Raw genomic sequence first — 12,836 nt, 5'->3', positions numbered from 1 at the left:
TCAGTGGACGGGGTGCATGGTGCGGCGCAGCCAGGGGGCCAGGGCCATGACGGCGAGGCCGACGGCGACGGCGAGGGCGCCGTTGACGCCGAAGTAGGCGGGCTTGGAGACGTCGTCGTAGAGCTTCACGGTCTGTGCCTGGATGCCGTTGGCGAGCGCGAGGGAGAGGAACCAGAGCGACATGGTCTGGCTGGAGAACGCCTGGGGGGCGAGCTTGCTGGTGGCGGACATCCCGGAGGTCTCCAGGAGGACGTCGCCGAGGCCGAGCAGCAGGTAGGAGCCGACGATCCACCAGGCGGCCATCCGGTACGTGTCGTCGGCGTGGCCGGAGGTCGGCAGGACCATCAGGAGGAAGGAGAGGCCGCCGAGGATCACGCCGAGGGCGATCTTGTTGGAGGCGTGCGGCTGGCGGGGGCCCATGCGGGCCCAGGCGGCGGCCACCACGGGGGCCAGGAGGACCTCGAAGGCGCCGAGGGCGGAGGCGTACCAGCTCGCGGGGAAGTCGAAGCCGAGGATGGTGGTGCGGGCGTTGGTGGAGGCCAGCAGCATCATCGTGGAGTACGCCTGGAAGAGGATGAAGTTGAACGCCACCGAGGCCAGGAACAGCACGATGTACGGCTTGAGGCGGCCGCGCTCCTCGGCGGTGACCCGGGGGCTGGTGAACATCACCCAGAAGTAGACGACGGGCGCGATCACCGAGATCAGGGTCAGCAGGTCGACGAACCGGTCCATGGTGAGCCAGCCGGCCGCCGCGAGCCCGCCGGCCGTCGTGGCGACGGCGACGGCGCCCACGATCATGTACAGCACCGCGCGGCGGAGGGCGTCCGGGGCGAGCGGGTACTCGGCGGCGTGCCGCTTCCCGGCGAGGTGGCGGCGCCCGGCCACGTACTGGATCAGGCCGAAGGTCATGCCGATGGCGGCGGCGGAGAAGCCCCAGTGGTAGCCCTTGTGGTCGGCGAGCCAGCCGGTGATCAGCGGTCCGGCGAAGGCGCCGATGTTGATCGCCATGTAGTAGAGGGCGAAGCCGGCGTCGCGGCGGTCGTCGTCGGTGCGGTAGAGCTTGCCGACCATGGTGGCCACGTTCGGCTTGAGCAGGCCGGTGCCGGCGCTGATGAGGCCGAGGCCGGTCCAGGTCATGGCGGCGGTGGGCACCGCCATGGAGTAGTGGCCGCAGGCGATCAGAACGCCGCCCCACAGGACCGCCCGGTAGGAGCCGAGGACGCGGTCGGCGAGCCAGCCGCCGGCCACCGAGACCAGGTAGACGAGGGTGCCGTAGGCGGCGGAGACGGAGGCGGCGGTGCCGGCCGCCATGCCGAGGCCGCCGTCCGACACGCCGGCGGCGAAGTAGAGGACGAGGATCGCCTGCATGCCGAGGAACGAGAACCGCTCCCAGACCTCCAGGCCGGAGAGGGCGAGGAGGCCGCGCGGATGTCCCAGGAAGGCGCGGTCGTCCTCGGGGGGCGGCCGCTCCCCGTCTCCGCCCCTGTCGTCCTTGTCGATCGCTGTTCGGGACAATTCGCGCACTCCCTGTCGTATCAGCTGATCACGAACATACCGGGGGTGACGGGAAGGCGCCCACGGTGATCGAAACGTGACCGGATACGCTGGCTTGAGTGAATCCCAGCGACACATCGACAATCCGTGTGACCACGAACACCGTGTGATCACCACCCCAACCATGTGATCGTCGCCATGTGATCGTCAGCAGGCGTCAGCAGACAGGAGACCCCCTCGTGACCGTCGTCGGGCCGTTCGGTCTTAGCGTGCGGGACCAGGCTCTTGAGGCCGATGTCCAGACCGGGTTGGCGGCCGTCGAGGCCGGCCTCCTCGACGCCACCAAGAGCGAAGTCCCCTTCATCACCGAGGCCGCGCAGCACCTGGTGCTCGCCGGAGGCAAGCGGTTCCGCCCGCTGCTGGTGATGCTCGCCGCCCAGTTCGGTGACCCCTACGCGCCCGGCGTGGTGCCCGCGGCCGTCGTCGTGGAGCTCACCCACCTGGCCACGCTCTACCACGACGACGTCATGGACGAGGCGGCCGTCCGCCGGGGCGTGCCCAGCGCCAACAGCCGCTGGGGCAACTCGCTCGCCGTCCTCACGGGTGACTTCCTCTTCGCCCGCGCCTCGCACACCCTTGCGGACCTCGGCCCCGAGGCCGTTCGGATCCAGGCCGAGGCGTTCGAGCGGCTCGTCACCGGCCAGATCCTGGAGACCGCCGGGCCCGTCGACGGCCGCGACCCGGTCGACCACTACCTCGACGTCCTCGGCGGCAAGACCGGCTCCCTCGTCGCCGTCTCCTGCCGCTTCGGCGCCATGATGTCCGGCGCCGACGAGTCCGTCGTCGACACCCTCACCCAGTACGGCGAGCGGCTCGGCGTCGCCTTCCAGCTCGCCGACGACGTCCTCGACATCGCCTCCGAGGGCCACGAGTCCGGCAAGACCCCCGGCACCGACCTCCGCGAGGGCGTCCCGACCCTCCCCGTCCTCCGCCTCCGGGCCGCCGCGGCCGCCCACGGCCGCCCCGAGGACCTGGAGCTCGTCGCCCTCGTCGACGGCGACCTCACCGACGACGCCCGGCACGCCGAGGCGCTCCGCCGGCTCCGCGCCCACCCCGCCCTGGAGCAGGCCCGCCGGGACACCGTGCGGTACGCGGAGGAGGCCAGGGCCATGCTGGCGCCGCTCCCCGACGGCTACGCGAAGTCGGCCCTCCAGGAGCTGTGCGACGCCGTGGTGCACCGCGCGGGCTGACCCCCCGAAGGCGGGGCGGCCCTAGGGGTCCGTCATCCCGCAGGCGTACGCCAGGTTGATCCCGGGGACTGACGATTCCGGCTCCTTTCCTTGGTGAGATGGGTACATCGACCAGGCAGCCAGGAAGCCAGGCGGTCCACGCCAGGGCACGGAGGGATCACAGACCATGGCAGCACAGCGAAAGACGAGCCGGTACATCGTCCCGGTCGCGGTGGCCGGCATCGCCGCCGCGACCATCGGACTCGTCCCGGCACTCGCCGCGTCCGGCGACCCGGACCTGCCCGAGATCACGGCCCAGCAGCTCATCGAGAAGATCGCGGCCTCGGACACCCAGACCCTGTCCGGCACCTTCAAGATCTCCACCGACCTGGGTCTGCCGGCCTTCGACGGCCTGCTCGGCGGCATCGCCCAGGGGATGGGCGACGGCGCCTCCGGCGAGGGCCCCGGCTCCGCCGACCCGTCCGCCCAGCTCACCAAGCTGGTCTCCGGCACCCACACCCTGCGGATCGCCGCCGACGGCCCCGAGCGGCAGAAGCTGACGCTGCTCGACGGCAAGGAGGAGTACAGCCTCGTCCACAACGGCGACGAGGTGTGGGCGTACGACTCCCGCTCGAACGAGGTCTTCCACGAGAAGGGCGCCGGCGAGGGCGGCCCGGCCCCCGAGAAGGAGCTTCCGGCCAGCCCCAAGGAGCTCGCCGACGAGGTCCTGAAGGCCGCCGGGGACACCACCTCGATCACGGTCGACGGCACCGCGAAGGTGGCCGGCCGGGACGCGTACCGGCTGGTGATCGCGCCGAAGCAGAAGGGTTCGACCGTCGACTCGATCACCATCGCGGTGGACGCGGCCAACGGCACCCCGCTGAAGTTCACCCTCGCCTCCACCAGCGGCGGCAAGCCGGTCGTCGACGCGGGCTTCACCAAGGTCGACTTCGGGAAGCCGGCGGCCTCGGAGTTCGACTTCACCGTCCCGAAGGGCGCGAAGGTCACCGAGGGCGACGACGTCGAGGCGTCGCGGAAGGACGCGGAGAAGGACCTGGAGAAGGAGCTCGGCGGCCTCGGGGGCCTCGGGGGCCTCGACGGCTTCGGGGAGGGCGACGTCAACGTGATCGGCGAGGGCTGGACGGCCATCGCCCGCGTCGACTCGGGCGCGCCGGCCCCGAAGACGGAGGAGGCGCCCCAGGAGTTCCAGGGCTTCCTGGACTCGCTCGGCGACAAGGTCAGCGGGAAGTTCGGCTCCGGCACGGTCTTCAAGACCAAGATCGTCAACGCGCTGATGACGGACGACGGCAAGGTCTACGTCGGCGCGGTGACCCCGGAGGCACTGGTGGACGCGGCGAACGCGGCCAAGTAGCGCACACGGTGGTACCCCGGGTGGGTCGGGAGAAGGTCACCGGCCCACCCGGGTGGTCTTTCCCCTACGGGAAGGTCAGCTTGAACCCGTTGATGTAGCCGGTGTCGGCCGACGCGGTGTCCTGCGCCCGCAGCTTCCAGACGCCGTTGGCGACCTCGGAGGAGGCGTTCACGGTGAAGGTCTGCTGGATGTTGTCGGCGCTGCTGCCGGTCCGGTTGTGCAGGTTGTAGACCGAGCCGTCGGGGGCGATCAGGTCGACGACCAGGTCACCGCGCCAGGTGTGGACGATGTCCACGCCGACGGCGAGGGTGGCCGGGGCGTTGCCGGTGATCCCGGAGACGGTCACGGAGGAGGTCACCGCGGCGCCGTTGTCCGGGATGGCGACGTCGGCGGTGTTCTCGAAGACCGTGCCGGTGGGCGGGGTGCTGGTGCCCGACAGGTTCCAGATCGCGTGCGCGATGGCGTCGCTGTTGCGGTCCAGGGCCGTGTCGTTGATGTTCGACGTGGTGTCGCACGAGGAGTGGTAGCAGCGGTCGAAGGCCGTGGCCGTACCGCCCCACTTCGACACCTGGGCGCTGGTCTTGACCCGGCTGGCGCCGGTGAAGAGCCCGCCGACCGGGATGCCGACGTTCTTGAACGAGGCGTGGTCGGAGCGGCCGTCGCCCTCGGTCTCGATCTCGGTCGGGACCCCGATGCCCGAGAAGTAGTTCTTGAAGGTCTGCTCGATCGCCGGGTCGTCGTCGTAGACGAAGTAGCCCGGGTTCGGCGAGCCGATCATGTCGAAGTTGAGGTAGCCCTTCACCTTCGCGCGCTCGGCGGTGGGCAGGTTGTTCACGTAGTGCTTGGACCCGACGAGACCCAGCTCCTCCGCGCCCCACCAGCCGAAGCGCAGGTGCTTGGACGGCTGGTAGCCGGTGCGGGCGACGGTGAGCGCGGCCTCCAGGATGGCGGCGGAGCCCGAGCCGTTGTCGTTGATGCCCGGCCCCGAGGTGACCGAGTCGAGGTGCGAGCCGGCCATGACGACCTGGTTGGGGTCGCCGCCCGGCCAGTCGGCTATCAGGTTGTAGCCGGTCGTGCCGTTGTACGTGAACTGCTGGATGCTCGTGGTGAATCCGACCGCGTCCAGCTTCGCCTTCACGAAGTCGATGGACGCCTTGTAGCCGGTCCGGCCGTGCGCGCGGTTGCCGCCGTTGGCGGTGGCTATGGACTGCAGGTCGGTCAGGTGCTGCTTCACGTTGGCGACCGCGATGTCCGGCACGGCGGTGGCACCGGCGGGCGCTGCGGTCGCCGGCACGGCACCGGCGAGGGCGCCGACGACGAGGGCCGAGGAACCGGCCAGGGCGGCGAGTCTCACGGAGAGTTTCATGTGGGGGCTCCGGATTCCGAACGGGGATGGGACGGAACGTGCGAGCGCCTCGCACCGTGGGTGGCGCGAGGCGTTGGAGCTGTACAGGTGGCGCCCGCGGCGGGTGTGAAGGGGATCCCCGCGGTTGGTGCGCGCGTGCTGATGCTCAGTGACGTGACGATGTCCCGTCAAGACCTCAATCCGGTCAGTAGGGTTCGCTCAGCGGACGGCGGATCCGGCGGGGGCCGTTCCGGTGGGCGCCGGCCCGGTCGTCCGGACGCCACCGGCCGGCCGCCGGGCCCTACCGCCAGGCGGCCGTGCCGGGGTCGATCCCGTGGGCACGCGCGCTCGCGTCGACGGCGAGCCGGAACCACCGCGCCAGGCCCGGACGGATCGCGTCGTAGTGCGCGGCGAAGCCGGGATCCGTCTCGTACCTGCGGGCGAGCAGGACCTGCATCTCCCTGGTGAGGGGGAAGTACGCGGCGAAGACGGCGCGGTGCCGCTCGACGAGGCCGCCCGCCTCCGGCCCGTCCGGCGCCGCGCCGGCCTCCATCGCCGCCGCGAGGTCGCGGTCCAGGGCGGTCGTGGCGTCGGCGACGGCCCGCCACTCCTCGGAGGTCCGGCCGGCCGACCGCTCGGCGTACTGACGCCACTGCCGGGTGTCCCCGTAGAGGGCGCGCGCCTTCGCAGGGCCCTCCGGATCCCACGAGGGGCCGAAGACCGCGGCCTGCTCCCCGGCGGTCAGCAGCGGTCCGCGCTCGTGGGCCTCGATCATCCGGTCCAGTCCCGCGCCGAGCCGCTGGAGGCGCTCGATCCGCTCGGTGACCTGGGCGCGCTGCGCGTGCAGCGCGCCGGTCACGTCCGTGGCCGAGTCGTCCAGCACGGCCCGGATCCGCTCCAGGCCGAGTCCGAGCTCGCGGTAGACGACGACGCGGTGCAGCCGTTCCAGATCCGCGGCGGTGTAGAGCCGGTACCCGGCGCCCGTGCGGAGCGAGGGCCGCGCCAGGCCGATCTCGTCCCAGTGGTGCAGCGCGCGGACGGTCACGCCGAGCCGCGCCGCCGCCTGGCCGACGGTCAGCCCGTCCGCGTCCGGGTACTCGTCCTCAGGCATGGGCCCCATTGTCGGTGCCGCCGCCCGGCGGGCGGATCCCGATGGCCGCGAGGTTCCGCGCCTCCTGGCTCGCGGGGTCGAAGGGCTTCGCCGCGGTGAAGACGATCCGGGCGTTCTCGGGGGTGATCACCTCCACGTCCCGGGTGTTCCAGGGCGTGTCCCGGGGGCCGGAGACCGAGCCGGGCCGCAGCTCCCGGCAGGCCCCGGCGAGCGCCTCGACCTGCGAGAGCACGCCGGCGAAGCTGAAGCTCATGGCCGGGGGCCGCTCGGGGACCTCGCCGGCCGCGACGAGCAGCACGTCCTGGAAGGCCCACCGGCGCAGGTGCACCAGGGTGCCGGGGACGGTGAACAGCTCGAAGAAGCCGAGTCCCCGGACCCAGAAGTCCACGGACCCGGCGAGGTCGTTCGTGGGGACGGTGACGAAGGAGGGCATGCCGTAGATGCCGTGGAACGGCTCCGGCGGCACGGCGTCCGGCCCGGGGGCGGGCACGGGGCTCATCTCGAACGCGTCGTAGTGGTCGCTCATGCGGGCCACTGTTCAGCCTCACGCGGCGTGAGGGTCAAGTCCGATCGTCTCCGCTTCCTCCTGGCAGTCCCTGCACCGCCCCGAGGCCGTGACCGACGGCGGAAAGGGCCGCTCGCACCCGTCGCAGACGTGGCGGGGCGCCGGGACGGCCCGTACGGGCGCGGCCGGGAGCGGCGGCGGGAGGAGCACCTCCAGCCGGTGGGCCAGCAGCCCCACCGGGCTCGTGAGGTCGTGGGGGAGCGCGGCGCAGAGCGTCCGGGCCACGGCGTTGGGGAGCGCCCCGCGCTCCAGCCAGGCCGTCACCTCCGGCGCCAGCCGCCGTACGTCCCGCTCCGACAGCAGCATGCGGGGCTCGCGCGCCCGGAGTCCGCTGAGCAGGTCCGCGGCGGGGTGGTGGGCTTCGGGGAGCGGCGGCTCGACGGGCCGTTGCGGGGCGGGGTCCGGTGGCTCCTCCCGGGCCTTCCGGACCTTCCGCGGCGCCGGGGTCTCCCGTCCGGCGCCGGGGTCAGCCCCCGGCCGGTTGTACGAGACCGTACGCGGCACGAAGCGGCCGTCCGGCAGCCGCTCCCGGGTGCGCGCGAGGAAGCCGGCCGCCTCCAGCTCCCGCAGGGCCGCCGCGATCCTCATCTCGCTCATCCCCTTCGTGCGCGCGGCGAGCGCCTTGATCCCGACGGACGCACCGGCGGGCAGCGACTGGATGAAGACGGCGAGCCCGATCGCCGGGATCGTCAGATCGGGGTGCCGGGCGAGGTCGTTGCTGATGACGACGTACCGGGAGGTGAGCCGGACGTTGCGGTGAACGAGCCCGCGGGCATGCGGACGCACGTTAGGCTGAAGAGAAGCCATCGGGAAGAGCTACCTTCCTCGGTGGTCAGGCCCCCGATCGGGATTGCGAGTCCCGGCCGGGGGCCGACGCGTGTCTGGTGTGGTGAGCGGAGCATATGCCAGGCAACCCGCCCCGAATCCAGCCCAGTTCACGCAAGTCACCCGAGCGGGTGACGGGCGGTCCTGGGGAGGCCGGAGGGGTTGGGCAGGGGGTTTCCCCGGTCTTCTTCCTTTGCGTCGCGAGCCGCCGCGTCGTGGACGCCCGCGACGCGGTGAGGGCCTTCGGGGCGACGGGAGTTCGAGCCGGACGCGCTTCCGCGGGACCGGCGTTCCGGGCGCCCTGCGCGGGATCGGCATGATCATGACCGAAGTAAGCTGACCCGCTGGGCGTGAACACGCAAGAAGGAAAACGGGGACGCAAGTTGAATCGCAATCACCTACGTACGACGACGGCGGCGCTCGGTCTGGTCCTGTCCGCGGGTCTCGTGACCGGATGCTCCGGCGGCGGCACCGAGACCGGCGCCAAGGCCCCCGGCGGCACGGAGACCGCCACGGCCACGGCCACGGAATCGGCTTCCGCCGCGCCGAAGGAGCCCGTCTTCCAGGGCAAGCCGGTGCCCGGGCTCGCCGCGAAGCCGGCCTGGAGCCTGCCGGCCGGCGAGGCGGGGAACTGCGCGAGCGAGGCGTCCGAGGAGAGCACGGCGGACCGCGACGTCTGCACGGTCGGCGACGCCGTCGTCGTCACCGGCTACAGCGGCGAGGCGGACAAGCGCATGTACACCGCCCGGCTCCTCGACGCCAAGAGCGGCCAGGAGCGCAAGAAGTTCGAGCTCCCGGATCCGGACATCGAGGGGTCCACGTCCACCCCGACGAACGCCGTCGTGCAGGTCGGCGAGTGGACGGACGGCTCGCCCGCCCTGCTGGTGCGCCGGCGGGTCGACACCCCGGCGGACGGCCTGAAGAAGGCGTCCACCAAGACCGAGCTGACCATGTACGCGCCGTCCGGCGAGGAGCTGGGAAGCTCCTCCTTCGACGACGACACCCACATGTCCACGCCGCTGCGGAACGGCCACCTCGTGGACACCAGCGGCAGCGGCGTCACGTTCCTCCCGATCGGCGGCGGAGAGCCCCTGGAGAGCGAGATCTCGACCGTCGAGCTCAAGGACGCGGTCGGCCCCGGTCTCGGCTACTTCACGCAGCAGGACATCTCCTTCCAGCCCTACGCGGAGTGGCTGACCGCCAAGGACGTCCGGACCGGCGCCAAGGCGTGGAACACCAAGACCCTCGCCCCGCCGGCGGCGCTCGCCGGGAAGATCACGCCGGACAAGGCGACCAGCGCGCGGCTGATGCCGTTCCAGGGCGACAAGGCGCTGCTCGAATGGTCCCTGTACGGGGACTCGGAGGCGGTCATGACGCTGGTCGACCTCAAGAGCGGCCGCCGGCTCGCCGAGGGCCCGGCCGTCGACATCACCGTCACCCTCGACGACGACGGCGTCGCCATCGCCCCGGACGGCAAGAGCGCGGTGACGCAGTACGGCGGAGGAGCGGTCGCCTGGAACACGGAGACCGGCAAGGAGCTGTGGCGCCAGGCCGACGACGAGGTGTCGATCAGGCCGAACGCCCTCCCGGGCAACGGCGTCCTGTACGCGTACCTGGACGGCACCGGAGCCGCGCTGGGCGCCGCCGACAAGAAGCTCCTGGCCTCCGGCATCGAGGACATGCCCGAGTTCACGGCGGACGGCCATGCCGTCATCCGCACCAGCGAGGGCCTCTTCGTCTTCGCCACCCAGCCCGTCTGATCCCCCCGGCCCCGCCCGGCGGCGCGTACGGCTCCGCCGGTCGGGCCGGGTCGGTCGCGTACGGCTCCGGCGAGCGGGCCGGGCCTACCGCTCCAGGTCCGCGCGGACGAGGCGGAAGGCTGCGGCCGGGTCGTCGGAGCGGGTGACCGTCCTGCCGACGACGACGTGGGACGCGCCGGCGGCGACGGCGGCGCGCGGGGTGCCGGAGCGGGCGTGCCCGCCCGAGGACTCGCCGGGCAGCGTCACCCCCGGCGTGACGATCAGGGGATCGGGGCCCAGCGCGCCCCGCAGCCGCCCGGCTTCGCGCGGCGAGGCGATCACGCCGTGGCAGCCGGCGCCCCGGGCCAGGCGGGCGAGCCGTACGACCTGGTCCTCCGTCGAGGCCGCGCCCGTCACGCCGACGTCCGCGAGATCGGCGGCCGTCATGCTGGTCACGACGGTGAGCGCCAGCACCCGCAGGCCGGGGAAGTCGCGGGCCGCCTCGACGGCGGCGGACACGATGCCGGTGCCGCCCATGGCGTGCACGGTCACCATCGAGACGCCCAGGGAACCGGCGACGCGTACCGCTCCGGCGACGGAGTTCGGGATCTCGAAGAGCTTCAGGTCCAGGAAGACGTCCTTGCCCTGGCCCACCAGGCTCTCGATCAGGCCCGGTCCGGCCGCCGTGAGCAGCTCCAGGCCGACCTTGTAGAAGCGGCACTCCTCGCCGAGCCGGGCGACGAGGTCGTCCGCCGCCCGACGGTCGTCGAAGTCGAGGGCGACGATGATCCGGCTTGTTGCGTCCATGGCGACATTCTCCCCGGCGCGGAATCCGCCCCGGTCGGGCAGGCGCCGGAAGAAACGGTCTACGCCGGTGACGGAGCGGGGCGCCGGCCCCGGCGCCACGCGGCGAAGCCGACGCCGGCGCCGCCGAGGAGCAGTGCGGCGCCGAGGGCCTCGGCGGTGAGGAAGACCGGCGGCAGGCCCGCGTTGATGCGGCCGAGGACGCCGGAGGCCGGCGCGCTGCCCGCCTGGTCGTCGAGGAAGAAGCGGGAGTCGTTGGCGTTGCCCCGGTTGTCGCCCAGCAGGAACAGGCGCCCCTCCGGGACCCGTACGTCGTACGGCTTCAGCGTCACCGGCAGGCGTTCCGGCTTCACGTACGGCTCCGAGAGGGGCGTGCCGTTCACGGTGACGTGCTCGCCGTCGGAGACGACGTGGTCGCCGCCCTTCCCGATGACCCGCTGGACGACGGGCGCGCCCTGGTAGCGGCCGGGGACCTGGAGGAGGAGGACGTCGCCCCTGCGGATGTCGTCGGCGTCGACGTCCTGGACGACGACCGTCTGCCCCACCCGGTACGTGGGCTCCATCGACGCGCCCGCGACGGTGATCCCCCGGTGGGTCGTGAAGAAGTACACGATCCCGCCCAGGACCAGGGCCAGTCCGAGCGGCACCATGATCCACGCGGCGATCCTCAGCCGCGTCCCCGCACCCCGCTGTCGCATGAACGTTCCTCCCCTTGAACCGCCCGGGCCCTTGCCCGGAGAGCGTCCGTCGGGAGGTTACCGCCGAGTCACTCGGGAAGGTCACCCTCGCCGCCCAGGTTGGCGACCATCCGGCGCAGGACGTCGACCGTCGTCGCGAAGTCGGCGTCGTCGACGCCCTGGTGGGCCCTTTCGCGCACGCGCGCGGTGCGCTCCCTCGCCCGCGCCCGGCCGGCCTGCCCCTCCCCGGTCAGGGTCATCCGCCCCGCGTCCTCCGTCATCCAGCCGCGGGCGACCAGCTCGTCGAAGACGGCCTCGAAGTCGGTCCCGCGGTCGTCCCAGGGCGTCAGCCGCTCGACCAGCGCCGCCCGGTCCCAGCCGCCCGGCCTCGCGGCGACGTGGTTCAGCGTCCACCAGTGCGGCTGGGTGAGGCCCTCCGCCGCCAGCTCCTCGCGGATCGCCCCGACCACCAGCCGGTACGCGAGACCGGTCCACGCCCCGACGGGCTGGGCCGCCAGCTCCTCCCGCGTGTACTCCCTGAGCGTCACGTCCATGGCTGCCTCCTGCTCGGATCCGGCGGAACACGCTCACGCTAGGACCTCGACCGCGCTTGAGATCAAGACGTCAGGCCGTCCCCGGCCGCCCCGTCCCGCCGGCGGCCCCGACGACCGGCGTCAGGCCGTCGAGGAGGGCCTTGAGGCCCCGCTCGAAAAGGTCGTCGAGGCGCAGGTCGTAGCCGCCCTCGAAGCTCCCGACCACCTTGGCGAAGGTCGGGAAGCGTCCGGACTCCGACAGTGCCCGGAGGTCGGGCCCGCGGCTGTCCATCCACTGGTCCTCGGACTGCCCGGTGGCGGCCTCGGCGTGCGCCTCCCGCTCCAGGTGGACGGCGAGGCCCTGGACGTGGCTGTAGATGAGCACGTGGATGTCGAACAGCTCGGTGGGGGAGAGCCCGTGGCCGTTGAGGGCGCCCAGGATCCACTCGCCGTGGACGAGGAGGCGGGGGACGAGCAGCGGACGGCTGAGCGAGCCGAGCTGCGCCAGCCAGGGGTGCCTGCGGTACAGGCGCCACATGGTGCGGGCGCCCAGCTCGACGCGGGACCGCCAGTCCTCCGGGGCGTCCGCCGGATAGGACTCCTCGCCGAACGCGGCGTCGGCCATGTGGAGGACGAGTTCCTCCTTGCTCGGCACGTACCGGTAGGTCGACATCGGGGCGACCCCGAGACGGGCCGCGACGCCGCGCATGGAGAGCGCCGTCAGCCCCTCGGCGTCGGCGATCTCGACGGCGGTGCGGACGATCCGGTCCAGGCTCAGCTCCTGCTCGGCGTCCGGGGGCGACGGACGCCGGTGGGCCGGGGCGGCGGAGGCCGCCGGGGCGGCGCCGGCGACGACCGTGCCGATCCGGGGGCGGGCCTCCACCAGCCCCTCCAGGCGGAGGGTGGTCAGGGCCTTGGTGGCGGTGGCCAGGGCCACGCCCCACTCCTCGGCGATCCGCCGGGTCGAGGGGATCCGGTCCCCGGGGGCGAGTTCGCCGGCCGTGATGCGCCGCCGGATCTCGCCGACGATGCGCAGATAGGGCGGGTCGCCCGCCGCTCGTGTGACCTGCGTCACGTTCGATCGCCTCCCTTGTCTGTACTAGGGCAGAGGGTAGCAGCGGCGATGGCGTCGTGGGCCGATC

12 protein-coding genes are annotated in these 12,836 nt (G+C 72.6%); 3 read left to right on the top strand and 9 right to left on the bottom strand.

Features of this window, described 5'->3' with window-relative positions:
• Positions 1-1,515, bottom strand: coding sequence for a peptide MFS transporter (locus ACFVU3_RS24705; protein ID WP_390069355.1), 1,515 nt, complete (start codon positions 1,513-1,515; stop codon positions 1-3).
• Positions 1,516-1,733: 218 nt separating this feature from the next.
• Between ACFVU3_RS24705 and ACFVU3_RS24700 the strand changes: the two genes are divergently transcribed.
• The gene (locus tag ACFVU3_RS24700; RefSeq protein ID WP_390069354.1) at positions 1,734-2,744 is read left to right on the top strand and encodes a polyprenyl synthetase family protein; all 1,011 of its coding nucleotides are present in this window, start codon (positions 1,734-1,736) and stop codon (positions 2,742-2,744) included.
• A 166-nt stretch (positions 2,745-2,910) separates the two neighbouring features.
• Positions 2,911-4,095: an outer membrane lipoprotein carrier protein LolA gene (locus ACFVU3_RS24695; protein WP_390069352.1), complete on the top strand. Its 1,185-nt coding sequence runs from the start codon at positions 2,911-2,913 to the stop codon at positions 4,093-4,095.
• A gap of 64 nt (positions 4,096-4,159) precedes the next feature.
• Here the strand turns inward: ACFVU3_RS24695 and ACFVU3_RS24690 are convergent, their stop codons facing one another.
• The 4 genes from ACFVU3_RS24690 to ACFVU3_RS24675 all read right to left on the bottom strand — a co-directional run bounded on the left by ACFVU3_RS24690 (position 4,160) and on the right by ACFVU3_RS24675 (position 7,923).
• Positions 4,160-5,461: a M28 family metallopeptidase gene (locus ACFVU3_RS24690; RefSeq protein ID WP_390069350.1), complete on the bottom strand. Its 1,302-nt coding sequence runs from the start codon at positions 5,459-5,461 to the stop codon at positions 4,160-4,162.
• 280 nt (positions 5,462-5,741) lie between these two features.
• Positions 5,742-6,551: a MerR family transcriptional regulator gene (locus ACFVU3_RS24685; protein ID WP_390069348.1), complete on the bottom strand. Its 810-nt coding sequence runs from the start codon at positions 6,549-6,551 to the stop codon at positions 5,742-5,744.
• On the bottom strand, positions 6,544-7,077 hold the full coding sequence (locus tag ACFVU3_RS24680; protein WP_390069345.1) for a VOC family protein: 534 nt from the start codon (positions 7,075-7,077) through the stop codon (positions 6,544-6,546). Before ACFVU3_RS24680 ends, ACFVU3_RS24685 begins: the two co-directional genes overlap by 8 nt.
• 18 nt (positions 7,078-7,095) lie before the next feature.
• Positions 7,096-7,923 (bottom strand): helix-turn-helix domain-containing protein, encoded by an 828-nt coding sequence (locus tag ACFVU3_RS24675; RefSeq protein WP_390069343.1) that lies wholly within the window; start codon positions 7,921-7,923, stop codon positions 7,096-7,098.
• 401 nt (positions 7,924-8,324) lie between these two features.
• Here ACFVU3_RS24675 and ACFVU3_RS24670 point away from each other — a divergent pair, with 401 nt between their 5' ends.
• Entirely contained in the window at positions 8,325-9,701 is a 1,377-nt protein-coding gene (locus tag ACFVU3_RS24670; RefSeq protein ID WP_390069341.1) for a PQQ-binding-like beta-propeller repeat protein, read from the top strand.
• Positions 9,702-9,785: 84 nt separating this feature from the next.
• On the opposite strand, the gene pyrF is transcribed toward ACFVU3_RS24670, so the two are convergent.
• The 4 genes from pyrF to ACFVU3_RS24650 all read right to left on the bottom strand — a co-directional run bounded on the left by pyrF (position 9,786) and on the right by ACFVU3_RS24650 (position 12,769).
• Positions 9,786-10,487 (bottom strand): orotidine-5'-phosphate decarboxylase, encoded by a 702-nt coding sequence (gene pyrF, locus ACFVU3_RS24665; RefSeq protein ID WP_390069339.1) that lies wholly within the window; start codon positions 10,485-10,487, stop codon positions 9,786-9,788.
• A gap of 59 nt (positions 10,488-10,546) precedes the next feature.
• Entirely contained in the window at positions 10,547-11,182 is a 636-nt protein-coding gene (gene lepB, locus ACFVU3_RS24660) for a signal peptidase I (protein WP_390069338.1), read from the bottom strand.
• Positions 11,183-11,250: 68 nt separating this feature from the next.
• Positions 11,251-11,715: a MarR family transcriptional regulator gene (locus tag ACFVU3_RS24655; protein ID WP_390069337.1), complete on the bottom strand. Its 465-nt coding sequence runs from the start codon at positions 11,713-11,715 to the stop codon at positions 11,251-11,253.
• Between the two features lie 70 nt (positions 11,716-11,785).
• The gene (locus tag ACFVU3_RS24650) at positions 11,786-12,769 is read right to left on the bottom strand and encodes a TetR/AcrR family transcriptional regulator C-terminal domain-containing protein (protein WP_390069336.1); all 984 of its coding nucleotides are present in this window, start codon (positions 12,767-12,769) and stop codon (positions 11,786-11,788) included.
• Positions 12,770-12,836 lie beyond the last annotated feature (67 nt).

Origin of the sequence: Streptomyces sp. NPDC058052, from assembly GCF_042885515.1 — a bacterium.
In the GTDB taxonomy this organism is placed as follows: Bacteria; Actinomycetota; Actinomycetes; order Streptomycetales; family Streptomycetaceae; genus Streptomyces.
This window is presented reverse-complemented; position numbering and strand designations above follow the sequence as displayed.

What these genes read in the sequence shown, in the direction of transcription:
- ACFVU3_RS24695 (WP_390069352.1), top strand. Translation starts at nt 2,911, where the DNA reads ATGGCAGCACAGCGAAAGACGAGCCGGTACATCGTCCCGGTCGCGGTG.
- ACFVU3_RS24690 (WP_390069350.1), bottom strand. Translation starts at nt 5,461, where the DNA reads ATGAAACTCTCCGTGAGACTCGCCGCCCTGGCCGGTTCCTCGGCCCTC.
- ACFVU3_RS24685 (WP_390069348.1), bottom strand. Translation starts at nt 6,551, where the DNA reads ATGCCTGAGGACGAGTACCCGGACGCGGACGGGCTGACCGTCGGCCAG.
- ACFVU3_RS24680 (WP_390069345.1), bottom strand. Translation starts at nt 7,077, where the DNA reads ATGAGCGACCACTACGACGCGTTCGAGATGAGCCCCGTGCCCGCCCCC.
- ACFVU3_RS24675 (WP_390069343.1), bottom strand. Translation starts at nt 7,923, where the DNA reads ATGGCTTCTCTTCAGCCTAACGTGCGTCCGCATGCCCGCGGGCTCGTT.
- pyrF (WP_390069339.1), bottom strand. Translation starts at nt 10,487, where the DNA reads ATGGACGCAACAAGCCGGATCATCGTCGCCCTCGACTTCGACGACCGT.
- lepB (WP_390069338.1), bottom strand. Translation starts at nt 11,182, where the DNA reads ATGCGACAGCGGGGTGCGGGGACGCGGCTGAGGATCGCCGCGTGGATC.
- ACFVU3_RS24655 (WP_390069337.1), bottom strand. Translation starts at nt 11,715, where the DNA reads ATGGACGTGACGCTCAGGGAGTACACGCGGGAGGAGCTGGCGGCCCAG.